Annotated in this window: 16 protein-coding genes; 8 read left to right on the plus strand and 8 right to left on the minus strand. The window is 65.8% G+C overall.

The features are described from left to right. Positions 1–482: 482 nt before the first annotated feature. Positions 483–947: a hypothetical protein gene (locus B141_RS49760; RefSeq protein WP_157181351.1), complete on the minus strand. Its 465-nt coding sequence runs from the start codon at positions 945–947 to the stop codon at positions 483–485. Positions 948–1,241: 294 nt separating this feature from the next. Then, positions 1,242–2,390: an ArsR/SmtB family transcription factor gene (locus tag B141_RS0127950; RefSeq protein ID WP_020578494.1), complete on the minus strand. Its 1,149-nt coding sequence runs from the start codon at positions 2,388–2,390 to the stop codon at positions 1,242–1,244. Positions 2,391–2,455: 65 nt separating this feature from the next. On the opposite strand from B141_RS0127950, the gene B141_RS46215 reads away from it, so the two are divergent. From B141_RS46215 to B141_RS0127965, 3 genes are all read left to right on the plus strand, one after another. Continuing rightward, on the plus strand, positions 2,456–2,833 hold the full coding sequence (locus tag B141_RS46215; protein WP_020578495.1) for a VOC family protein: 378 nt from the start codon (positions 2,456–2,458) through the stop codon (positions 2,831–2,833). Positions 2,834–2,930: 97 nt separating this feature from the next. Continuing rightward, on the plus strand, positions 2,931–4,787 hold the full coding sequence (locus tag B141_RS0127960) for an ABC transporter ATP-binding protein (RefSeq protein WP_020578496.1): 1,857 nt from the start codon (positions 2,931–2,933) through the stop codon (positions 4,785–4,787). Further along, a complete protein-coding gene (locus B141_RS0127965; protein ID WP_020578497.1) occupies positions 4,784–6,574 on the plus strand; it encodes an ABC transporter ATP-binding protein in 1,791 nt (596 codons plus the stop codon). The genes B141_RS0127960 and B141_RS0127965 overlap by 4 nt, the downstream gene beginning before the upstream one ends. Positions 6,575–6,652: 78 nt before the next feature. Here the strand turns inward: B141_RS0127965 and B141_RS0127970 are convergent, their stop codons facing one another. The 6 genes from B141_RS0127970 to B141_RS0127995 all read right to left on the minus strand — a co-directional run bounded on the left by B141_RS0127970 (position 6,653) and on the right by B141_RS0127995 (position 13,742). Next, positions 6,653–7,780, minus strand: a complete 1,128-nt coding sequence (locus tag B141_RS0127970) for an alpha/beta hydrolase (protein WP_157181352.1) — start codon at positions 7,778–7,780, stop codon at positions 6,653–6,655. A gap of 168 nt (positions 7,781–7,948) precedes the next feature. Then, complete coding sequence (locus B141_RS0127975; RefSeq protein WP_026257635.1) at positions 7,949–10,249, minus strand: helix-turn-helix domain-containing protein; 2,301 nt, start codon at positions 10,247–10,249, stop codon at positions 7,949–7,951. A 198-nt stretch (positions 10,250–10,447) separates the two neighbouring features. After that, positions 10,448–10,918 (minus strand): VOC family protein, encoded by a 471-nt coding sequence (locus B141_RS0127980; protein WP_020578500.1) that lies wholly within the window; start codon positions 10,916–10,918, stop codon positions 10,448–10,450. A gap of 172 nt (positions 10,919–11,090) precedes the next feature. Continuing rightward, positions 11,091–12,146 (minus strand): hypothetical protein, encoded by a 1,056-nt coding sequence (locus tag B141_RS0127985; protein WP_157181353.1) that lies wholly within the window; start codon positions 12,144–12,146, stop codon positions 11,091–11,093. A gap of 85 nt (positions 12,147–12,231) precedes the next feature. Next, positions 12,232–13,146 (minus strand): nucleotidyl transferase AbiEii/AbiGii toxin family protein, encoded by a 915-nt coding sequence (locus tag B141_RS43200; RefSeq protein WP_020578502.1) that lies wholly within the window; start codon positions 13,144–13,146, stop codon positions 12,232–12,234. Continuing rightward, positions 13,143–13,742: a type IV toxin-antitoxin system AbiEi family antitoxin domain-containing protein gene (locus B141_RS0127995; RefSeq protein ID WP_020578503.1), complete on the minus strand. Its 600-nt coding sequence runs from the start codon at positions 13,740–13,742 to the stop codon at positions 13,143–13,145. The genes B141_RS43200 and B141_RS0127995 overlap by 4 nt, the downstream gene beginning before the upstream one ends. Before the next feature lie 523 nt (positions 13,743–14,265). Here B141_RS0127995 and B141_RS43205 point away from each other — a divergent pair. The 5 genes from B141_RS43205 (at position 14,266) to B141_RS0128020 (ending at position 24,237) form a co-directional block, all read left to right on the plus strand. Then, complete coding sequence (locus tag B141_RS43205) at positions 14,266–16,047, plus strand: extracellular solute-binding protein (RefSeq protein ID WP_020578504.1); 1,782 nt, start codon at positions 14,266–14,268, stop codon at positions 16,045–16,047. A gap of 66 nt (positions 16,048–16,113) precedes the next feature. Beyond that, positions 16,114–19,764, plus strand: a complete 3,651-nt coding sequence (locus B141_RS46220; RefSeq protein ID WP_237742831.1) for a Calx-beta domain-containing protein — start codon at positions 16,114–16,116, stop codon at positions 19,762–19,764. A gap of 73 nt (positions 19,765–19,837) precedes the next feature. Beyond that, positions 19,838–22,681 (plus strand): beta-galactosidase, encoded by a 2,844-nt coding sequence (locus B141_RS46225; RefSeq protein WP_020578506.1) that lies wholly within the window; start codon positions 19,838–19,840, stop codon positions 22,679–22,681. 82 nt (positions 22,682–22,763) lie between these two features. Next, positions 22,764–23,552 carry a phytanoyl-CoA dioxygenase family protein gene (locus B141_RS0128015; RefSeq protein WP_020578507.1) on the plus strand — a complete coding sequence of 263 codons (789 nt, stop codon included), beginning with the start codon at positions 22,764–22,766 and terminating at the stop codon, positions 23,550–23,552. Positions 23,553–23,946: 394 nt separating this feature from the next. After that, the gene (locus B141_RS0128020) at positions 23,947–24,237 is read left to right on the plus strand and encodes a transposase (RefSeq protein WP_020578508.1); all 291 of its coding nucleotides are present in this window, start codon (positions 23,947–23,949) and stop codon (positions 24,235–24,237) included. Positions 24,238–24,240 lie beyond the last annotated feature (3 nt).

Below are 24,240 nucleotides of genomic sequence, written 5' to 3' on the forward strand. Positions count from 1 at the left end.
ACTTTGGTCGATCCAGGGTTGTCTCACATTGTGTACACCTTCTGTGATGCGAGGCAGGGCATTTTCCCACCAGGCAAGGCAAATTTGCCTAGTGAGGTGGGGACTTGCCGCCTGGGGTCTCCAAACGGTGTACACAATGTGAGACAGGAGCCTCTTTTCTCACTATCCGATACAGCCGGGTGTACGCCATTCGAGACGGCCACCACCTCACGCGGTATCTTTCCACGAAGCACGCTGAATTCGCCTTGCGTTGGGACACCTGGGTGCAACGAGGACCAAGCTGCCTCACATCGGCTGTACCTCAGCGAGATCGTGGAGACTCCAGGGGGTTATAGCACTCCTGAGTCTCCACGATCAGAGATGACCTGCCCATCACGAAAGCCGCCGAGCCTGCATGTTTTGAATAACCCTCAAGGCGCCCCGCTAGGTGTACAAAATGTGGGACGACCCGGTGCTGGGAAGCTTGATCTACGGGAGGCGCGCTAGTTCCAGCTGGGTGGCTGCGCGGCGATGGTCGTATCGAGCGTGTGTCCGTCAGCATCGAGGGCCCGGAAGGATGAGAGCCGAGCATCGGGTGGGAGGACCGCAGCGAAGAACACTTCGCCAGCGGTTCCGATCTCCGGGAGGCTGGCGACAGGGGTGAGGTCCAGACTTTCGCCTGGCAGATTGGATCCTTCAACGCGTAAGCGTGCGACCTTTGGTTTTGCGCGGCAGACGATGCTCAGTGGCGTTTCGCTCGACCTGCCGAAATAGGTGGCCATCACCGTGTCCTGTTGCAGGACGCCCGCTCCGATGCCTCCACCGTGACGGCGGCCGTCGGGATACTCGAGATTGATGATCGTGAAGGGCCCGTCTGGTGAGCCGCCTATTTCAAGGGTCCAATGTCCGCCGCCAGGTGCGCTGCCATGGGCAATTTGGCGGACGGGTGGCATGGGCGGAAAGTCCATCAGAACTCGCTTCCGATATCAGCGACCGGTGCAGGCATGGACGCCTTCAGGTCTGCCCACGATGTGAGGCAAGGTTGGCGTTTTCTCACATTGTGTACACCATCTCCGGTGCGAGGCGGGGCATTTCCCTACCAGGCAAGGCAAATTTGCCTAGTGAGGTGGAGACTTGCCGCGTGAGGCACTCAAAGGGTGTACACAATGTGAGACAAAGTCTCGGCTTCTCACCATCCGATACAACAGATGTACGCCATTCGAGACAGCCGAGAAACCTATGACAACTTGGGCTGGCACCTTTCAGTCCAGGGCGGTGAGCAGAGTTTGGCAGGTCTGGCGGATCGCGTCCCGCCGTACGGTGATGCGCCGGTCGTCCCGCAACTCGACCAGGCCGGCGCGCCGCAGCGCGGTGACCTGTCGCGAGATCGTGCTCTGGTGCACTTCGAGCGCGTCGGCCAGCTGCTGCATGGTGAGCGGCCCGTTTTCGAGCAGGTGCAGGGTGATGGCGAGCCGGGTGCGATCGCCAAGGGCGTGCATGGTGGGCGCCAACGCCGCGAGGCGGCCTACCGAGATGCCGGTCCGTGCGGTTGCGCCTGCGTCGGCCTTAGCCGACTGCGCGGTTGGTGTGTGGCGCGGGGTGAAGAGCACCCACGTGGTCTGGTCGGCAAAGAGCGAGAGGCTACGCCCGAGGCCGGGTGAGGGCATCACGACGAGTTCGGTCGCGGCTTCGGCCGCCGCGGCGTACTGCTCGTCGGGACGCAGACCAGTTACGAGGCTGATCCACTGGGCGGCGCCACACCCGGGTGGTGGTGACGGCGTGGCCGCGACCGTCGCGCGCATCGCGTCGAGCGAATCGTGCCAGGCACGATCGAGCCATCCGTGCCAGATCGCGTCGAGTAGGTCGAGCAACGCCGACCGGAACGTTCCGGCATCGAGCAGTTCGCCCGCCCGCTCCTTTGGATGCGGGACGTTCCAGCTGCGCAGGACCGCCGCGGCGTCTCGGCGCATCGCGACGGAGGGTTCGGACAGAGACCCGATCTCCGCTGCCGTCGGCTCGGGATCCCGCGGTGGCTTGTCGTAATGCATGTTCGAGTCGATGCCCCAGTCGATCAGGCCGAGGACGAACTCGTCCTGCCAGGCGGCGAGCCATCGACGCAGCTCGGACCAGTCGGTGTGTCCGGGGTGGTCCGCGGGGAGCTGGTGTAGCAACACGCTGCGCAGGACCGAGCCGTGTGCCATCGCGGCCCGGACGGGCCAGCTCGCCTCGACGATGTCGGCTGGTAGGCGTTCGGCCAGCGTCTGCAGCTCAGGTGTGGGCATGGCCTTCCAGGCCAGCGCGTAGTCGACCAGCAGCATCGCGGTCGGCATGGTCGCGGCCAAGGTGGGCGCCGCGACGCGCAGAACTGGAGCCGGTCGCGCATCGGCGAGGACTGGTAGCGGGTAGGTCATGTGACTAGTATGCGCACTGCGCACGTCGCATAGGAGCGGTGTGTACGGCGAGAGGATTCGGCCACATGGGCACCGTAGCGTTCGACGGAATCATCATCTTCTGCGCCGACGTCGCTGCGTCGGCAGAGTTCTACGAGGGCGCTCTCGGACTCTTTCGGGAGTCGGCGGATGGCGACGTGACCCTGCACCTGCCTACCAAAGGTGACCCTCAGGGCGCGTGGATATTGCTGCATCCGCGGCATGACGGCATGCCGGTTCCGCATGCGATTGGAACCTTCGCGGTCGACGACGTTGACAGCACCATCGAACGACTGCGGTCGGCCGGCCACCGGATTTCCAGTGAGCCGGCCGATCAGCCGTGGGGTGTACGGGAGGCGGGGGTTCTCGACCCCGACGGGTACGAGTTGACGTTGACCGCGTCGCTGCAACCGTCGGATTCCTGACCGCCGAAGCGATAACCGGCTGCAGATTTTTCCAAGACGCCAGCACCGACGGTGACGCAGCCTGGTCGCGCGCAGCGGAGGAGGAACGGATGAGGCGATGGCGGTAGCGGCCCAACCAACCGGTGACGTCAAGGGCTCCCACGTCAAAGGCTCATGGTTGGCACGGCTCCGGAACTCCGCGGAATGGCAGCTGCTCTTCCGCGCCATCTGGCAGGCCGACCGCCGGCTGGCCGTCGCGTGGTGGGCGCTGATCGTGCTCCGGGCGGTGCTGCCGCCGGGGCTCGCGGTGGCCACCGGTTGGCTGGTCGGCTCGATCGCCGGCGACGACTCGTTGCTGCTGCCACTTGTCGCGGTCGGCGTGCTCTTCGCACTGATGCAGACCCTGGGCCCGCTGCACACCGAGCTCGCCACCAACCTCGGGGACCGCACCGCAGCCGCCCTGCAGGACCGCCTGATCACCGCCGCCGTACGCCCGGTCGGCATCGCACATCTGGAGGACCCCGACCTGGCGAGCGACTTCAGCCTCGCCCGCGACTTCGACCTGGGCATCACCTCGCCGCAGCTGCGGATCTGCATGGGGTACATCGGGTCGGGGTTCGTCAGCTTCGGCGCCGGCATCGTCTCGGCGGTTGTCGTCACCGGATTCCGCTGGTGGGCCGGGCTGCTCCTGCTCGCCGTCTGGATCGCGCCGCACATCCTGCTGCGCGACAGCATCGCCTGGAACGACTGGCGTTCCGACGAGGTCAAGGAACACCAGCGGCACGCGGAGTACGCCTACCGCATGGCAGTGGACTCCCCAGCCGCCAAGGAGGTCCGGCTGTTCGGCCTGGCCGACTGGACGGCGGCCCGCTTCGCCGAGCGGCGTAAGGCGTTGCTTGCCATCTCCCTGCAGGCCATGCGCCTGAAGGAGCGTTCGATCACGCTCACCCTGCTCGTCCTCGTCGCCGGCAACGGCCTCGTCTACTGGGCGATGGCGCGCGCGGCGGCCGCGGGTGACCTCAGCCTGTCGCAGCTGGTGGCGTACGCGGGTACGGCGATCGGGGTCAGTGCGCTGGCCACGATGGAGTTCGACTGGTGGCTCGCGGACGGCTCGCGCCCAGTGCCGGTCGTGGCCTCGCTGGAGCCGGCCATGCTCCGCATCGGTGACCTGCCCGCCGGAACGACCTCCGCGCGCGGGTTGCCCGTACGCGAGATCAGGTTCGACAACGTCTCCTTCTCCTACCGGGCCGACTCGCGGCCGATCCTCGACGGGCTCGATCTGACGATCGAGGCCGGCACCTCGCTGGCGATCGTCGGCCAGAACGGCGCCGGCAAGACGACGCTCGTCAAGCTGCTCGCGCGCCTGTACGACCCGACCTCCGGGACGGTGACCGCCGACGGCATCGACGTGCGGACCTTCGCACCGGACTCGTGGCGGGCCCAGGTCGCCGCGGCCTTCCAGGACTTCGTTCGCTACCAGCTTCCGCTCCGCGAGAACGTCGCGCCGTCGGGAGCGCCGGATGACGTCGTACGTACGGCACTGGAAGACGCGGGTGCGGCGGACCTGGCCGAACTCGACACCGTCCTGTCGAAGCAGTTCGCCGGCGGCACCGACCTGTCGGGAGGGCAGTGGCAGCGGGTCGCGCTCGCTCGGGCGCTGGCCACGGTGGCCCAGGGCGCCCGGGTGGTGATCCTCGACGAGCCGACCGCGCAACTGGACGTACGCGGCGAGGCGGAGGTGTTCGACCGCATCCTGCGGGCCACCCGCGGGTTGACGACCATCCTCGTCTCGCACCGGTTCTCGACCGTGCGGCACGCCGACCGCATTTGCGTCCTCGAAGGTGGGCGCGTGGTCGAGTTGGGCACCCACGAGGAGCTGATGGCCGCCGGCGGGCGCTACCGGACGATGTTCGATCTGCAGGCGGCGCGCTTCAACGACGGCTCCGACGGTCTTGTCGGCGAGGAGGACGCGTGACGGCCACTGACCAGGCGCTGCCCCGCACCTTGCCGACCCTTCGCCGGTCGATGCGGCTCGCGTACGAAGCCGAACCCAAGCTGATCACGCTCTCCCTCGGCATGGCGCTGCTGGAAGCGGTGCCCGACAGCCTTTTCGCGGTCTGGCTGATGGTGCTCGCCGAGGGGATCTCGGAGGGCAGGTCCAGCTCGATCTACCTCGGCTGCCTTGGCCTTGCCGGCTCGGCGGTCGGATCGTGGCTCCTGCAGACGTTGGCGGGCCGCGTCCAGCGCACGTTCCGGATGCGCGTCGGAGCGACGCTCGAGGGCCATGTCGCCGGGCTGCAGGCGAAGGTTCCCACGATCGAGCATCAGGAACGCCCTGACTACCTCGACCGGCTGTCGGTTCTGAAGGAGCAGACCTACCAGCTCGACCACATGTACCTCGCGGTGTTCAACGTGCTCGGCGCGGCGGTCCGGCTGCTGATCACCCTCGGCCTGGTGATGTCGGTGCATCCGGTGATGGTGTTGCTGCTGGTCTTCGCGCTGCCGACGGTGTGGGTGTCGGCGCGGCGATCCGCCGTGACCCAGCGGGTGACCGAGGAGGTGGCTCCGCACGAGCGCCGGCACCGCCACCTCTTCACCCTGGGTACGACGCAGGCGCCGGCCAAGGAGGTACGCCTCTCCCGCATCGATGACGACCTGGTGCGCCGGCGCCGGTCGGCGTGGGAGTCGTGGTACGCGCCGCTCGCCCGCACCCGGTGGCGTACCTCCTGGTGGCAGGCGGCGAGTTGGGCGCTCTTCGCTGCCGCCTATGTCGCAGCCGTTGGCCTGACCGCGACGGTACTGTCCGGGTCGGCCGCGCAGGTGCTCCTCGTGGTGACCGCGGGCAGCCGGCTCTCGCAGTACGTCGCGATGACGGCCGGCAGCGCGGACTTCGTACGCATGTGGCTCGACGCGTCGCAGCGGCTGGTCTGGCTGGAGTCGTACGCGCGCGAACACCGCGACGAGGCGGACGGCGTCGTACCCCCTCGGCTAAGCGAGGGGATCGCCTTCGACAAGGTGTCGTTCCGCTATCCGGGCACGGACCGGTGGGCGCTGGAGGAGGTCAGCGTCACGCTGCCCGCCGGCGCGGTGGTCGCCGTCGTCGGTGAGAACGGCGCGGGCAAGTCGACGTTGATGAAGCTGCTGTCGCGGTTCTACGAGCCGGCGAGCGGTCGCATCACCATCGACGGCGTGGACCTGCGACGGCTGCCCGCCGCCCAGTGGCGGGCCCGGATGGCCGGTGCCTACCAGGACTTCTTCAGTTTCGAGTTCCCCGCTCATCGATCGATCGGTGTGGGGGACCTACCGCGCGTGGAGGACCGCCCGGCGGTGAAGGATGCCGTCCGCCGGGCAGGTGCTGAGGATGTCATCGCGCGTCTGCGGGCCGGGCTCGACACCCAGCTCGGGCCGACCTGGGACGGCGGCGTCGACCTGTCGTTCGGGCAGTGGCAGAAGATCGCACTCGCGCGCGGCTTCATGCGGGACGGAACCCTCCTGCAGATCCTCGACGAACCCACGGCGGCGCTCGATGCCGAAACCGAGCACGCGCTCTTCGAGAGTTTCGCCCGGCAGGCGCGCAACGGCACCACCGGCGGGCGGATCACCATCCTCGTTTCCCATCGGTTCTCGACGGTACGGATGGCTGACCTCATCCTCGTGCTGCAAGGCTCCCAGCTCGTCGAGGCCGGATCACACGAACAGCTGATAGCTGCCGGGGGTACGTACGCCGAGCTCTACGGCATCCAGGCCAAGGCCTACAAGTAGCGATCGGCGCACGGAGCGCGAGCTCCCCCTACGGCTCGCGATCCGTGCGCCGACGCGCCCAACTGCCTCGGCTCGCGCCTATGGGTGGGTGAGGGTTTCCATGAGGAGCGACACGAAGTGCTTCATGTCGGCCACCAGGCAGGGCGCCTGGGCATGCTTGCCGGTGCAGCCTTCGGCCCAGCCGCTGCCGTTGCCGTAGTCGATGAACGTGTGCGGGATTCCCGCGGCGACCAGGTAGTCCCGGGTGACGAGGTTGGTATCCCGCGCGCCCTTCTCAATGAGCGCCTTGTCCGGCACCTCAGCGAGATTGCCGCCGTCGCCGGTGTACATCGCCACTCCCATGCCACGCAGCGCCTCGACGTGCTGGGCTGGGCTTTCGGAGTTCCACACGCCGTCCAGTGGCCACACCGGCGGCCCGAAGATCGCGTCCGGCGGCACGGTGGGTACACCGCTCATGGGGAGCGCCGTGGTGCCGATGACCGCCACCCGCTGAGCCTGGTTCAGCAGGTCGAGCCCGCCGGAGAAGCTGCCCACATAAGCGAACAGCTCCGGCCGGCGCTCGGCGTAGTGGAACGCGCCGAAGCCACCCATCGAATGCCCGGAGATCGCCCTGCCGTCCCGCGTCGAGATCGTCCGCAGGTTCGCGTCGATGAACGGGATCAGCTGGTTCAGGTGGAAGTTCTCCCAGTTCTGGGGGCGGAGCTCGGCCGGCGGGTTCACCCAGTTCGTGTACCAGCCGCGGCCGGAGCCGTTGGGTGCCACGGTGATCAGCGGAACGCCGCCGGCCGTCGACTCCTCGAACATCTGCAGGTTCATTCTCGTGTTCGGGCGGTCCGGGTGACCGTGCAGGTGGTACTGCACCGGATAACGGGTGCCGGCGTTGTCGCCGTAGCCCTCCGGCAACGTCACCATGATCACGTGCTTGTTGGGGTCCTGGCCGTCCAGCACCGAGTACGTCGGCACCTCGCCGGTGCGTACGGTGAACACGAACGTGCGCTCGCTCCGCTCCACCCACCGCGGCTGATCGACCACCGTCAGCCCCTGCCCGTCGGTGAACACCGGCAGGGGACCCGCCGCCTGCGCGCCCGCTGTCTTCGCGCCTGACGTCTGCGCGCCCGCGGCCTGCGCGGTCGGCCCGCCGCCGAGCAGCCCGACGGTGGCGGCGGTGAGCATGACAGCAGACCCGACCAATCTCCACCGCATCATGTCTCCCCCTCACACAGTGTGGAGTCCACGAGATTCATGATCGCCTCCATTTTCGTTCCCCATAGCCGGCCGTCGCCGGCCTGGCCAGGCTCACGGCCGGGCGGGAAACAAGGACAGGCCAGCGCGGCGGCCATATCTGGCCGGCGGCCCTGACCAGGGAAAACGGGCTCAACGACCCGCGCGGTACGCCTTGGTCAGGTGATCCTGGAGGCGGGCGTGCCGGAACTGATACACCGCACCGGATCGGCGTAACACGCCCCGCCGGTAGGCGTCCTCGAGGAACGCCGGAAGCGACCAGGGCAACCGCCCGTTCAGGGGCAACCAGACCCGCGCGAACACCATCCACGTACCCCACGCGGTCAGGCTGGCGGCCCCAAGTCCGACCCCGAGCCCGAGTACCAACCCGTAGGAGAGGCCGTACGCCAGCCCGTACCAGGGCCCGTGCAGCGCGACGACCACGATCGTGTAGCCGGCGCAGGTCACCAACCCGAAGATCAGGGACTGGACAGCGACAGTCCGGCGGTTGGCATTCAGCAGGTTCATCGGGCTCGCCGCCGAGCTGATGTCGACCGGTGCCTCGAAGCTGGCCATCACCACCCAGGTCAGCCCCCACGCCAGGCCGAGCGTCAGCCCGAAGAGCGCGGCGGTCCCGGTCGTCACCCCGACCCGGCCGACGATCCAGAAGGTCGCGCCGAGCTTGCTCGCGATGCCGAGGCCGGCACCGAGCCCCACGCCGACCGCGAGCCCGACCGCCCCCCGGCGCAGGAATGTCGCGCCGAAGTGGCTTGCCCCACGCAGCTGGATCCGGACCCGCGATGGTTCGAACACCGTGCCGCCGAACACGAGCACGGCGCCGTGCCCCAAGCCGACGGTCAGGCCCAACGCGAGACCCTCCAACGGCCCGGCCGCGAGTCCGGCGGACAGCCCGTTGCCGAACCCCGCGCCGGCTGTGCCGAGCCCGGCGGTATGGATCAGACCAATGATGAATGCCGCGGCGAAGCCGGCTGCGATGCCGAGCACCAGCCCGCTCACCAGCATCCGCAGCCAGCCCGGGATCCGGCTGCCGAGCTGCCACCAGGCGAGGTCGTGCGTACCGAGCCGATCGAGGTGGTGGGCGAGGAAGCCGAGCCAGCGCCGGACATGATCGAGGTCGTAGGAACGGATGCCGCGGCGCCCCTGGTAGACCGCTGGTACGAAGCTGCCGAGCAGGTGGAGCTCGATCGCCGTTCTCTCGCCGAACCGGTCGACGTCGAGCAACTCCGCCGGATCATGGTCGGGGGTGTCGCTGTAGATCCGGCGTGCGAGCGCCACCATCAGCGGCGTGGTCAGCACGGACGCGAGGGCGCCGCCCGGATCGGCTCGTACTTTGTCGAGTACCGCTTGCCAGACATTGCCCGCGTGGCCGGTCTTCTGGGTGGTGCGCGGCAGGTACTGAGCCAGGTCGGCCGCGGTGACGTCCGCGAGCTCCACCGCCCCGGCCGCCGTCAACACGTCGGTGGCTTCGACCGCGGCGCGGTACTCGTCACCCCGACTGGTCAGCAGCAGCGGCAGGGTGGTGGCGTTCAATGCGGCCAGCGCCGCGCGGTGCAGCCCGTCGGCGATCTCGTCGAACCCGTCCAGCACCGGCAGGACACGATGGGCATCCACCAACGCGGCGGCCAGCGTCGCTCCACCGGGACCGGGTGCGGCAAGGCCAGGGTGGTCACGCACCAACTGCTCGGCAAGCCAGTCTCGCAGCCCGGTGCGAGCCGGGTTCCACGAACCGAGACTGAAGATCACCGGGACTGGACTGGCCGGATCCCGCGCGGCCAGCAGATCGAGCACGAACCGCATGGTCAGGATCGTCTTGCCGGACCCGGCACGCCCGAGTACCACCAACCGGCGAGAGGGAATCCGCTGGTAAACCTCGACGATCTGGTCGAGCTGCCCGTCCAGGTCGACCCGGCGCACGGTCTCACCTGGCTTAGCCATTCGGACGTTGGCCCAACTGTCCCGTAGCGAGGCGGGCGCCGAACACCAGCGAACCGGTAGCGGGACCGGATCATGGATCTGCCGCCGCTCCTCCTCCCGTTGCCAGCGAGTGTGTACGGCGTAGGCGAGCGCGTCGGCTGCCTCAGCCAGCCGATCAGCGATCAAGGTCGGCCCATGAGGCGACTGGCTCGCCCCGCCGATCCGCTCGCAGAACCCGTCCGTTGTCGCCCGACCGGCAGGCACTCGCTGGGCCATTCCCTCGGCAGGGGAGGGCTCGGTACGCCCGGCGGCGCCGAACAGCTCGGCGCGCTCGGTCCGGTTCAACTGCAACGCGTCGGCCAGTACCCGCAGGGTGCCCACGCGCGGGTCTCCCCGCTCACCGGTCTCCAGACCACGGATAGTGCGGACTCCAAGCACAGCCCGCTCGGCGAGGGCCTCCTGGCTCAATCCGGCCCGCTGCCGCCACTTGCGCAGCAGAGCGCCGCACCGGCTCGCCACATCCGCCCCCTTCAGCATCGCGCTGGCTGACCGCGACAATCGTAAAGGTTTCAAATCGGGGCGAAGCGTACGATGTGTGCCGGCGCGCACGCAGCAACACTGCCGGCGGGCGGATCACCGCGAGCTCGACGGACGGAATCCAGGCCAAGGCCTACCAGTAGCCGAGGAGGCCAACTGGTAGGCACCTGAGCGTGGTTTTCAGAACTCGGCCATCCGACGCATCAGCTCCTCCGGCGCTACGTCCTCGACGTGCGTCGCAACGGTCCAGCCGTGCCCGAACGGGTCGATGATGTACCCGTCCCGGTCGCCGTAGAACTGGTCCTGAGGCGGACGTTTGAGCTCAGCGCCAAGCTTCACGGCCCGCTCGACGACCGCATCCACGTCCTCGACATAGATGAAGAGGAAGGACGGGGAACCATCAAGTCCGCCGGGCGGCGGAGCCTTGGTTCCCAACATCGGGGACTCGTCCTCGACGATGATGACCGAATCCCCGATCTGGATCTCGGCGTGAGCAATCGACCCGTCCGGGCCGGGGAAACGCATGCGCTCGGTCGCTCCGAACACCTCGGCATAGAACTCGAGCGCCTTGGCGGCACCCCTGACGATGAGGGCTGGTGTGACCCGCCGGTACGTGTCCGGGATCGGTTGAGGCTTGGCTGTTGGTGCCATCGGATATCTCCTTGTTGTGACGTACAGGGTCAACTCGGCGAACCAAACGTACGGGCCCGTCAGGCCCCTACGTCGAAGACGATTGGCGAAGCGCCCGATACGACAACCTCCCGAGGAATTTCCTCGCCCCTACCTCAGGCGCCGAGCCTGTCAGCGAGGCGGCCTTGGTGCCTCACGGGGAGAAGCCCGGCTGGGCGGACTGAAGAGTGATCTTGGCGGCCTCCCGCCCGCTCGTCAGAAAGACTTCGCGCGCGATCTCGATGTGCAGCCCGCCGGCGTCGCCTTGCACGACGCCGAGGTCTGGGTTCAGGTTCGAGTGCGCCCAGGAGGTTGCGGCAGAACGGTCGGCTCCGCTGACAAGCTGGCCGATCGCCATCTCGACCTGCGCGCGAAGGAGGGCATCGGTGAGGGGATGCGCGCCCCAGATGGTGAGGCTCACTTCGTTCTTTCGGATCGCTGCGGAGATGCTCGTACCATCGATCTCCTTGTCGCAGTGTCGCCGGAAGCCCACCTCGCAGCTGAACCCCTCCTCGCCGAGCCGTCGCATGACCTCCGCACTCGGGACAGGCAGGGGATAGGCGCCCGTGAGCGGTTTGCTTCCGGCCTTGACGAAGGTCGCGAACGCGCCTTCTGGAAACAACCCGAACTGCACAGTTCCCCACACCGCGGATGCGCCGCGCTGCGTCCCTCCGTCCTCGATCTTCAGGACCTTGGTTGCCTCATTGCCTAGTAGCACCTGGCTGATGGCCGTGACGATCTGTGTGGATGGCTCGGTCAGGTTGCCTCGAGGTTGCGCCGGCGCGAATCCTGATTGCCACCCCTTGATTGCTACCTTGACTGTCTCGCCGCCAGGCCCTGCCTGTATCCGCACGGCGAGCTGCGCGCCGTCGTTGGCGGTGTGGTAGCAGGACCGCACCACGCTCGGCTCTGTCATGGTCTCGTAGCAGGAGTAGTCGTGCTCTCTCAGCACGGCCTCGACCTTGGCGGCGTCCACGTTGTGCGAGGGTTTAGTCGTGCTCGGTGTAGTCCTGTTCGCACCTGCGTCGGCGTCACGCCCGTGGAAATAGCGCCACACCGTGACGCCGCATCCCGCGACGAGCAGGAGGGACCCGAGAACGGCGACCGCGATGACGATCGTGCGGCTGCGTTCAGGACGTGTCGATGGGCGCTGGCCTGGCCCGTAGTGCACCTCAGTTGACGTATCGCGCTCGTCACGAGCAATGTTCACGAGTCCGTGGCCTTCCATGAGCGTCAAGGGCTTCCCCTTGACAGCCTGATCTTGACGTCAAACCGCTGCTGAGCGCGCCGATCATTCAAGGCTGATTGCGCTGCCCGTGGTGTCTTTGAGTTACCCATTGCTGTTCGCCCGGGCGCCAGGAACCTGAAGTGATGCGGCCGCTAAGGAGGGGGTTCAGCAGATTGGCGGCGATCCGGTGCCCGGTCGTGAGGTCACCGGCTACTCCCACGCCTTGGGCGAGTTCGCGGAACGGCCGGCTCCATTGGGTGGGTGGCGGCGACAGTGTAGTGGGTCGGTCATGTGTTGCCCGGCTTGCGAAGGTCGCATCGATCGCGCGTCTGAGGTGGTCGGCGTCAAGTGGGAAGAGTTGAGCGATGAGCGCGAGGTCAACCAGGTCCTTCGTTCGGGTGCTGGCTCGACCTCCGTCGTAGGTTCGGGTATAGGCGTGCAGTTTCTCCGCGACTTGCCGCGTGAGCGGGACGGTGGGTATGGCCACCGGCTCGATTCCGGCGAAACCGAGCAGGTCGGGTGTAGGGATGGTTTCGACGTGCCCGATCGGACCTGTGGACTCGCCGATGTCGAGCAGGAACGTGTCGAATTCCCGGCCGGCTAGTGTTCCGGTGACTCGGAAGCGGTGGCTGCCGCCGAGGCGTTCGGGTGGCATGCTCGTGCGCTCGACTTTGAAGGTGAAGTAGTCCCCGGTGTCGTGGATGGCGGCATCGAGAAGCGTGTCGAGGAGTTCGTCCGCGACGTCGTACCAGTCCAGGTCGACGTCTTTGGTGGCCCGGCCCCTCTCTGCGAGGCGGAGGTCGAGTGCGAATCCTCCTTTGAGAAGCCACCGGTTTGGGGCTATGACGCAGAGCCGGGCGAGGAAACGGTCAAAGACGACCCGCTTCCTGTTTCGAGCGATGAGTGCCCCGTCGCCTCGGGCGTGAGTCTTGAGGCGATCTTCTAGCGCACGGCGAAAGCTTGCGGGGTCGGCGTACTTCATGGCCGCGCCTTCAGCGCCGCATCGATGAACAGACGTGCGTTGGTCGTCCGGTCGGCTGCAGCCGCGCGGAGCCGGCGCGGCGTCGTGAGCCCGCGGTCGAGAGCTTGGTAGATGGCGAGTTCCAGTTGTTCTGGCTGCGCACCGTTTTCCAGTGAATCAATGATGCTGCGCTCTGGGCTCGTTACTGGCACGCCATGAGCGCTGCGTACCTGGCCGGGATCTGGAGCATGTTGGAAGGTGTGAATCCGCACTCCTGGGCGCGGCCGCTGTCCACGCCTGGACCTGGACACCGATACGTGCACGATGTCGGGGATCACGTCCGCGAGGTCGTAGAGCTCAAGTGCGGTGGCATGCGAGACGACGCCGCCAGTTGAGCGGAGGGGCAGCCAGGCGGCGACAACGTGTTCGAACTGGCTGGACGGGAAGTGTCGTAGCCGATACAGGCCTCGTCGAACCCGCTCATACCGTCCGCCTGGGCGGGCGTGATACCGCAGGGTGGTGCGATCCATTCCGGCTTCCTCCGCCTGACCTGTCGTGAAGTACCCGGCCTGCGACTCCGCGAGCCGGTAGAGCTGGTCGTGATTGACGTCCGACATACGAGGGAGTCTATCCCTCAAACGTCGGACACGACAGGTGGCGGAGGATGTCGGATGCGGCGGTACTTGCAAAAAACGGGTCATTGGGATGAACGGCTGGGTTCTGTGCCGGGTGGCCGTCGGGACGGGACACGGATCTGCCGGCAAGAGTTGTCAATTCTTGAACGCTGTGGGCGACGCGGCGGTGACCGATACGGGCCACCGCGAATCGCCTGTCTGCTTAGGGATTCGCCCTTGACAGCCCGATCTTGACGTCACTAGCGTGTCGGCCACGCAAGCCACTCAAACGATTGATCAAGGCCTGAACGTAGGCCTGTCAGCTAGCGGTTCAAGTGGGCAGCCGTGGCGGTAATCATTGGCTGTCGCAGCGCATCGTCTTACGGCAACACCTCGTGCCCTGCTCCTGGCGCAACGTGCGACCGCGTCGTGATGGTGAGCCACCAGCCTGGCACATAGGCGCCGCAACGTCGCCATCACAAATCAGCAGCTTCGCGCAACAGCGACACGACCGTAGGAGGCGGCGATGCCGACCGACGGTGAAAATAGGGATCTTGGCGGCCACTTTCTGCGCAGAGGCATCACTCGACGGGACTTCGTGGTACGCGGTTGTGCGCTCGGCCTCTCCGCGACCGGCATGGCATCCGCGCTGGCGGCCTGCTCCGGTGACGAGGAGAAGGGCGCCTCGCCCCCGGCTACTGTCAAGACGCCCACGACGAGTCCCCGAAGCGACGTCCCCTACCCCGAGGGTTACGTCGGGCCGATTGCTTCGAAGAAGGGCACGCTCACCAAGGATCCGGTGACACTGCGGGTAGTGGTGCCACAGGACCCGTTTGTCGGTGACTGGAGCAAGAACGCGTTCACGAAGTGGTTCGAGCAACGCACCAACGTGCACATCGAGTGGAAGGTCGTGGCCGGCGACGACTCGATGACGAAGGTGAACGCCATGATCGCGGCCGGGGACCTGCCGGACGCCTTCATGTCGATCGGGTTCAGCCCCGCCCAGGAGATGCTCTACGGATCGCAGGGGTTGTTCCGGCCGCTCAACAAGTACATCGACGAATACGGCGTCGAGATCAAGCGAGTATTCCAGGACTACCCCGACACCAAGAGAATCATCACGTCGACCGACAAGAACATCTATTCACTGCCGAATCTCAACGACTGCTTCCATTGTTCGGCGGGAGCCGCGCGGACCTGGATATACCAGCCCTGGTTGGACAAGCTCGGCCTGGGAGTTCCGCAGAACCTCCAGGACTTCGAGGAGGTCCTGCGCGCATTCAAGACCAAGGACCCCAACGGGAACGGCAAAGCCGACGAGGTGCCGTTCATGGGCTATTCGTGGGAGGGTCTCGACGCCTTCATCATGAGCTCCTTCCTCTACAACCCCGGCACGCCGTGGCTGGTCCTGAACGACGGCACCGTCGAGGTGACCTTCGACAAGCCGGAGTGGCGGGAGGGCCTGCGCTATCTCAACAAGCTCTACAAGGAAGGCCTGCTCCCCAAGGCGAGTTTCACGCAGGACGAGGAGGCGTTGAAGCGGGTGGGCAACGCCGCGCCCGCACCGATCCTCGGCTCGGTGCGGGCGTTCTATCAGGGATCGTTCCTCACCCTCGACGACCAGAGCCCGAAGGCCCGCTGGCGAGACTACGTGACCGTCCCGATCCTCAAGGGGCCTGACGGCACCAGGGTTGGTCCGTGGAACTACTACGGCGCGGTCTCGACCGGCACCTTCGCGATCACCAAGGCGTGCAAGAACCCCGAGATCGCTCTCATGTGGGCGGATGCGCAGTACGAACTCGAGGCCATCATCCGGTCCAACTCGGGAGTGCTGGATGAAGACTGGAGATGGGCGAAGGAGAGCGAGACCGGACTCACCGGCAAGCAGGCGGTATGGACCGCACTGGTGGAATACGGCTCGCAGAAACTCACCGGGCGGACGTGGAACCAGAAGGGCGTTCAGTACCGCTCGAACGACTTCCGAGTGGCGCAGGCATCCGATCCGAAGGTGCCGACGTTCGAGAAGTTCCTCCACGACTTCACCGAGCGAGACTATTACGCCTACCGCCAGGACAAGGCCAAGCAACTGCCACCGTTGAGTCTGAACGAGGAACAAGCGGCTCAGGTGGGCGAACTCGCCACCACGATCAACAACCACGTCAGCCAGATGACCGCGAAGTTCACCATCGGCGAGGTTGACGTCAACGACGACAACGAGTGGAACAACTACCTGAAGATCCTGGATCGCATGGGTGTGAAGAACTACCTCGCGATCCAGCAGGACGCCTATACCAAGAAGTACACGTAGACCTCCGCGCCCGCTCCTGGGGTGCCCCCGCACCGCTGGTTCATCGCTTCCGAGGTGGTGGTTGTCATGCTGAGACGACTCATCGTGTTTCTGGCCGGCGTCGCGTTGCTGTCGGCGCCGGCGCTGTCGGTCGTGGCCACGCCGGCCGCTGCCGCGTCGGTTCACTACGTCGACGCGGCCAAGGGCAGTGACGTCAAGGGCAACGGCAGTTCGAAGTCGCCGTGGAAGACGATTTCAAAGGCGGCGGGAGTGGCGCGGGCCGGTGACACGGTGCGGATTCGTTCGGGAACGTATCGAGAGACGGTGCGCCCGGCGAATTCGGGGTCGTCGGGGAGTCCGATCACGTTCGAGCCGGACACGGGTGCGGATGTGACGGTCAGTGGTGCCGATCTGCTGAGCGGGTCGTGGACCGGACTGTCGGGCAGCGTGTATCGGACGGCGGCGTCGTTGCCGATGGGGGATTTCCTCGATCAGGTGTATGTGGATGGCGTGGCGAACAATCTGGCGCGGTCGCCGAACACGCCGGTGGGCAACTTGTACGACCCGAAGTTGTGGGATCGGGATGCGTCCGCGTCGAACGGCAGCTTGTTGAGTGATCCGAAGAATCTGGATCAGCCGGCGGGCACCTGGGACGGCGCGGCGTTGTTCGTCGAGGACTCCGGTTCGTGGAACTTCAGCACCGCCCTGGTCGAGAGCTCCACCCCCGGCAAACTCAAGCTGGACAGGTCGCAGGATTCGTACGCCGTGAAGCTGTCGACGTACGACAACACGGTCCGGCTGATCGGCCCCGGCGGCGCCGTGCTCGGCACGCACAGCATGACGGTCTCCCCGAACACCACGTACAAGCTGAAGGTCAGCGCCATTGGCGATCAACTCAAGGTGTACGTCGACGATGGCCCGGAGCCGGTGATCTCGGTGACGAACTCCGAGGTCGCAGAGGGCACCTTCGGGATTGGTGTGGAGTCAAGCAGTGCGACGGTCGCGGCGAAAGCCGACTTCACCAACGTCGACGCCACGATCGCCGGTGCTGATCCGGCGCACGAGCCGGCCGGCCTGAGCGCGCCGACCTTCGCCAGCAACATCGACGGTTGGATGAAGGGCGAGGAGACGGGTTGGTGGGAGTCGGACGGCACCACCATGCACGGATTCACGCAGCCGCAGTCGAAGGGTGCCTCAACCGTCTATGAGACCACCAAGCCGGCCAAGGACTTCACCTACTCGGCGGACATGAAGCCAACGACGGAAGGCATCGTCTCGCTGATCTTCCGCAAGGAACTCTCGCAGGGGTGGGTCATCGACCTCGCGGACTGGGGTCTCGGCGGGTCGGAGTACTTCATCATGGGCAAGCTCGCCGCTCTCGACTATCCGGGGGAGTGGTACTACGACAAGGCTGCGCACCAGCTCTACCTCCGCACGACGGGCAGCGACAATCCCAAGAAGCACAGGGTGGAGTACAAATCGCGTACTCTGGCGTTCGACCTGACGGAGCGGTCGTACGTCCATATCAAGGGCGTCAAGCTGTTCGCGTCGACGATCGACACCGCCCGGGGATCGCACAACGTCATTGACGGCATCAAGGCGAAGTACGTCAACGAGTACAACCTCGCCATCGGCGCCGGGCGCGGCGGCGGCATCTGCTTGTGCGGCACGAGCGACACCCTGAAGAACAGCGAGATCGCCTACGCGTCCGGCTCGCTGGTGACCATGAAGGGCCGAGACCACCGCCTCGTCAACAACCTCATCCACGACGGCACGTACGGCGGGATCGTCTTCAACTCGGCGATCGAGTTGCTCGGTCGAGGACATCTGGTCAGCCACAACACCGTCTACAACTCCGGTCGGTCGTTGATTGGCGGGGAATTCTCCGCAAACGTCATCCAGTACAACGACTTCCATCACGGAAACTACTTCGCGCACGACACCGGGCTGCTCTACACCGCGCACAACGACCTCGGGAACTCCGAGATCCATCACAACTACTGGCACGACAACGTGCACCGCAGCAACGGCGAGGGCGACTGGACCTGCGGGATCTACCTGGATGAGTCCTCGACAAGCGCGTTGATCTACAACAACGTGACCTGGAACCTCGACTGGGCGGGCATCGTCGTCAACCGTCTGTCGAACTTCGTCCAGGTATACAACAACACGACCTACGACAGGTCGGGCATCCGGGTCTCGGAGCCGACGTACGGTCTTGACGCCTACGGCGACCGCATCCAGAACAACATCGCCACGCAGGAGCTTGGTACCGGCGCCACCGACATCGGGGCGGTGTTCAGCCACAACCTGGCAGCCGGGGATCCGCAGTACGTCGACCCATCGGCGAATGACTTCCAACTCAAGCCGGGATCCCCGGCGAGGGACACGGGAACGCCGGTCCGCGGGATCACTGACGGCTTCGTGGGCAGCGCCCCCGACATCGGTGCGTACGAAGCCGGCGGTGCGACCTGGACGGCGGGTCACGACTTCGTCAACCCACCGAACCCGACGTATCAGCTCCTCGACACCGACTACAAGGATCTGCTCGTCAACGGCGGCCTGGATCTGAACCGTCTGCAGGACCCACGGGTGAACAGCCTGCTCGGCTGGACCAGGACGCACTCGAAGACCGCGCAGCCGACGTACGACCACGCCGACGGGGCAGTGTCCGCCCGCTACCACTTCAAGACCGGGGTTGCCCTGGGTACGGGCGAGGACGGGATCGAGCAGACCATCACCGGACTGAAGCCCAACACGACATACGAACTCCGCGGCTTTCTGCGGGCCAACTCCGACGACCAGAAGGTGCGCCTTGGCGTGAAGGACTACGGCGGTCCCGACGTCTACGAGGAGCACGGCACCACGACGTGGGCGGACAAGACCCTCACCTTCGCGACGGGTCCGACCAACACCAGCGCCACGATCTACGGTTACAAGCCGACGACCGGAGGGTACGCGTGGGTGGACGACCTCTCCGTGTACGCGCCGCCGATCACGCTGAGCGTGGGCGACACCGCCGTCCCAGAAGGGGATTCGGGTACGACAACGGCAACCGTCAAGGTTCGGTTGTCACGCCCGAGCTCGAGTACGGTCACGGTCGACTACGCGACCTCCGACGGCACGGCGGTCGCGCCGGACGACTACATTGCCGCCAACGGGACGTTGACGTTCGCGCCAGGGCAGACCAGCAAGGATGTCGAGTTCACCATCGTCGGTGACACGCTCGACGAACCAGACGAGAGGTTCAACGTCACCCTGTCGAATCCCACCGGTGGCGCGACCATCTCTGATGGCACCGGCGTCGTCACCATCAGGAACGACGAGCCGCCGCCCGACGGGCTCATCCGGGTCAACGACCACACGACAGGCACCGGCCAGAACGAGTTCGAGTTCGTCGGCACGTGGGGGACCAACACCAACCCCACGGCGTACCAAGGTGATGTGACCTTCTCGATGATCACGGACGACTACTACCAGGTGCGCTTCACTGGCACGCAGATCAGGCTCTACTCCGAGTTGGGCAGCGTGATGGGGATCGTCGGTGTGTCGGTTGACGGCGGGGCGGAGACGATGGTCGACAACTACGCGCCTACGTCGTCGGGCAACGTTCTCGTCTACACCAGCCCGGTGCTCGAATCGGGACAACACATCCTGAAGGTTCGCGTTACCGGCACCCAGAACCCCAGCGCCGCCGGCACGTGGACGGTCGCGGACCGGGTCGACATCACGTCATAGCGGCAATCTCCACCGGTGTGCCGTCCCAGGGACTGGGGCGGCACACCGCACCATCGTTCGCTGGAGCGGAATCTTGGCAACGTTCACGTACGACTCGAAGTCCTTCAGGCGCGACGGCGAGCGGATCTGGATCGTCGGCGGTGAGGTTCACTATTTCCGGCATCCGCGTGCGGAGTGGCGGGATGTTCTTCTCCGCGCGAAGCGAGCTGGCCTCAACACCATCGCGACGTACGTTCCGTGGAACTTCCACGAACCGCGCGAAGGGGTCATGGATTTCAGCGGAGACAGGGATCTGGGTTCCTACCTCGATCTGATCGGCGACCTCGGCATGCTGGCGATGGTGCGGCCTGGTCCCTATATCTGCAGTGAGTGGGACGGCGGCGGGCTCCCGGTGTGGCTGTGTGCCAGGCCGGTACGCAGGTTCCGTGAGGACGATCCGGTCTACATGGCGGCGGTGGAGCGGTGGTTCGACCGGCTGATCCCGCTCATCAGCGAACGCCAGGTCACCAGGGGCGGGCCCGTCATCACGATCCAGAACGAGAACGAGTATCCCGGTGGCTGGGACGACTCGATGCGACGATACGTGCGGCGGCTCAACGAGCTGTTCCGTAAGCATGGCATCGAGATTCCCATCCTTGCCTGCAACGTGCACGCCGCGACCGACACGACGATAAAGATCAACAGCTCCACTGATCCCCGAGATCAGCTGATCGAGCCGGACATGATCCTCACCTACAACCATCACACGGTTGTTGAGCCGGTGTATGACCTGAAGGCGCGACAGCCCGATGCGCCGCTCATCGCGACGGAATTCTGGTCGGGGGCGCCGCACTATTGGGGCGATCCGGTCGCTGACTGGCCAGACGCCCGCTCCCTCGCACGAGCGGCCTACGAGTACGCGTCGGCCGGGACGCAGGTCGTCTACTACATGTTCGAGGGCGGCACCAATTTCGGATTCTGGGCGGGCAACAACATCGTGACGTCGTACGCCTCCGGCTATCCGGTCGGCGACGGTGGCCTGCTCACCGACAAGTACTACGCGATCCGTCCCGCCAACCTGTTCGCGAGCGAGTTCGCCGAGCTTCTTGCGGACAGTGTTGAGGTCCCGGAGGCCGCGGGTGTCACCTGTCCAGGCGGGGCTCGCGTGGTTGTGCGGCGGTGCGACAGAGGGGATCTGGTCTTCCTGTCCGTGGGCGACGGTCGGCCGGATGCCGTTCTGGGCTTACCAGACGGGCGAAGTGTTCTGGTTCCGTTCGGAGAGGTGGCCGCCGTGGTCCTCCCGCTGAACCTCGCTGTGTTCGACAGGGTCACCGTCGACTACAGCAACCTGACCTTGCTGGCGCGGGACGAGGCCAGGCGGGCGTTGGTCCTCTTCGGCCCGGCTGGCAGCCTGGGTGTCATCAGCGTGAACGGTGACGAGCTGTCGATCCCGGTACGCCGTGGCGCCGTTGAGCACCGGCAGGTCGACGACCTCAGCCTGCTCGTCGTCGACGAGGAACTGGCCAGGCGCTGTTGGATCGCGGGCGGGCACGTCGTCTTCGGCCCGGATTACGTGGCTGACGTGGCGGAGGATGGCTCGCTGGAGCTGAAGGTGAGCCCGGAGTCGCCGGAGGTCGTCCGACTCGATACCGCGGGCGCGCCGGTGCGGCAGCGGTGCGAGACCCGGGTCGACGAGGTCGACCTGCCCGAGCTTTCCACGTGGCGGAGGTTTCCGTGCACTGACCTCACGCTGGGCCGGTCGCCCGGATGGACCAGTATCGACGCGCCGCTCGCGCATGAGGAACTCGGCATCACCCAGGGGTACGTGTGGTATGCGGCAGAGGTGGAGTCCGCGAAAGGCGGGGTTGACACGCTCCTGCTGACCCATGCCCCGAACCGCGTGTCCGTGTTCGTGAACGGCACCTACTCCGGCACTCATGCCGAGCATCGGTCTGTCCGGATGCGGGACGAGTACGCGCACCCGGCGGATTGGGCGTTCGAGGAGTTGACCGTACGCCTCAACCCCGGCACGAACACGCTGGTGTTCCTGTCCGACGATCTCGGACACAACTACGACGTGCCGGTCCCGGTCGGCATCCAGGGGCCGGTCTACGTGGGTTCACGACGGGTCGAGATCGACAATGTGCGCGACGTCGGTCCGTTCGCGGTCTCGGCCGAGGCGTACGCCTTCCTGTATGACCGTTTCTATCGCAAGCCAGATCCCTTGCCCGCGGTGGAATTCGACCTGCTGCTCGGGCCCGACGAAGACGCTTTCGTCACCATCCACGGTGTGCACGCCTGGGTCACGGTGGACGGCGTTGACATTCTGCCGATGTCGTATCCGGAGTCGCCGTGGACGATGTTCTCCGCGATCAAGCGGTGGCACAGCTGGCAGCTACCTGCCCGGCGGGCTGGTGAGTCCAGCGTGATGCGCATCCAGCACGCCGGCGGATCGGCGCAGGCTGTCCTGGAGAACCTCACGGTGTACGTCGTACCCCGCTGTGGTCGGTGCACGGGATGGCGCTGGCAGCCCTGGCGGCATGACGCCGACGCAGGTTCCGCGGCAACCATTCGGGCCGATGAGACGGAGAAGGATCCCGTGCTGGTGTTGCTGCCGGCCGGCGGACAGCTGGCGAGGAAGAACAGGTCGTTGACGCCGGCGTGGTACGAGACCCGCTTTCCGATGCCTGCCGGGGACCGGCCGGTCCATCTGGCCATCGGGGAGCTGCGGAAGGGCCAGGTGTTCCTGAACGGCCACAACGTGGGGCGATTCTGGAGTGCCGGCCGCTCGCAGGAGCATTATTACCTGCCGCGCAGTTGGATGACCGCTGACAACCAGCTGGTGATTTTCGAAGAGCTCGGATGCCTGCCGCAGGAAGCCGCGCTGGTGTTCGGGGAAGCCGGGCGCTGGACCAGCGTTCGGCTGCCAGCGGACTAAGTCTGGACCTGACGTCGCTGTCGGGGCACTGTGACATCGAGACCCGTGGGCCACGGGAGTTCAACTGAGAGGGGAGCCGTCGATGACGGTATCGACGCAGGAGCGGGCGTCCGCTCGGGAAAAGTACGACCAGGACGGTTACGTGATCTTCAGGAACGTCCTTGATGCCGAGCTGGTCGCCGAGGCGAACGACCACGTCGCCTGGCTCCAGCAACGCCATCCTGACGTACGGCCAGAAAATCTCGGTCATTTGTACGTCAAGGATGATCCGTTCTGGGTGCGGCTGATCAGTGACGACCGGCTGCTGGACATCGCCGAGCTGTTCATCGGTCCAAATATCGGGTTGTTCGCGTCGCACTACATCAGCAAGCCGCCGTATTCCGGCAAGCCCGTCCTGTGGCACCAGGACGGCTCGCTGTGGCCGCTCGACCCGGTGGAGGTGGTGACCCTGTGGCTCGCCGTGGACCATTCAACGCCTGACAATGGCTGCGTACGCCTCGTTCCAGGAAGCCACAAGGGGCGCTTCAGTGAGGTGCTGATCAACGACCGGGTGGAGAACGTGCTCGGCGTCGAGATCCCGACCGAGGATTTTGACGAGTCCCGCGCGGTGGACATCGTGCTTGCCCCCGGGGATGTCGAAGTGCACCATCCCACCATCGTCCACGGCAGCAACGCGAACACCTCGCCCAACCGGCGATGTGGATTGACCATCCGCTACATCCCGACCTCGACCCGGATCACCAGCGAGGAGCAGCCGTTCCCCAGCGCCTTCCTGCTGCGCGGCGAAGCCGGCGTCAACGTCTACCACCCTCGTCCGCGCTATGTCGCAGGAGAGCATTTCCCGTTCCGCGGCAGCGAAGACTGGGCCTGAGCCGGAGAGGTGCCACCACCATCACCCACCCGGGTTCCGTGATCATGTTCGTGATCGTGAAGGGTTTCGGGATGTACAGCCCCTTCTGCCTTCATGATCACGGGCCCCGGGCGCTAGCGTGTTTCCCGGGACAGACCGAGACGTCATACTGATCCCAGCAAACCAAGGTCCTTCGGGTCGTTCGTGATACCCCACTCATGGACCCACCACTTCTCGGCGATGATGATTAGGTACAGCACCGAACCTGTAGGCGGCGTTACGTGAGGTGGGCGCTTTGCCATATAGCCGACGAAGCTTCCACGAATCTGTACAAAGAAGACCTCTGACCTGCCCCGTTCTTTCCGGATTGTGGTCCCCACTAGGGTATGTCGGAATAGATGGGAAGGGTTTCGGGATGTCGAAAGCTCGGCGGTCGTTTTCTCTTGAGTTTAAGGGAGAGGCGGCGAAGGCTGTGATCGATCAGTCGCGGAAGGTGGCAGAGGTAGCTCGCGAGATCGGCGTGAATGAGCAGACGCTCAGGAACTGGGTGAACGCCTACCGGAAGGATCACGCTGGCGAGGAGCCGCCGTTGTCGGTGAGCGAGCGGGCCCGGCTTCGGGAATTGGAGAAAGAGGTCCGTGAGCTGCGGCTGAAGAACGAGTTCTTGGGAAAAGCCGCGGCCTTCTTTGCCCAGGAGTATCGGTGACCG

This window comes from Actinopolymorpha alba DSM 45243 (assembly GCF_000373925.1).
GTDB classification, from domain to species: domain Bacteria; phylum Actinomycetota; class Actinomycetes; order Propionibacteriales; family Actinopolymorphaceae; genus Actinopolymorpha; species Actinopolymorpha alba.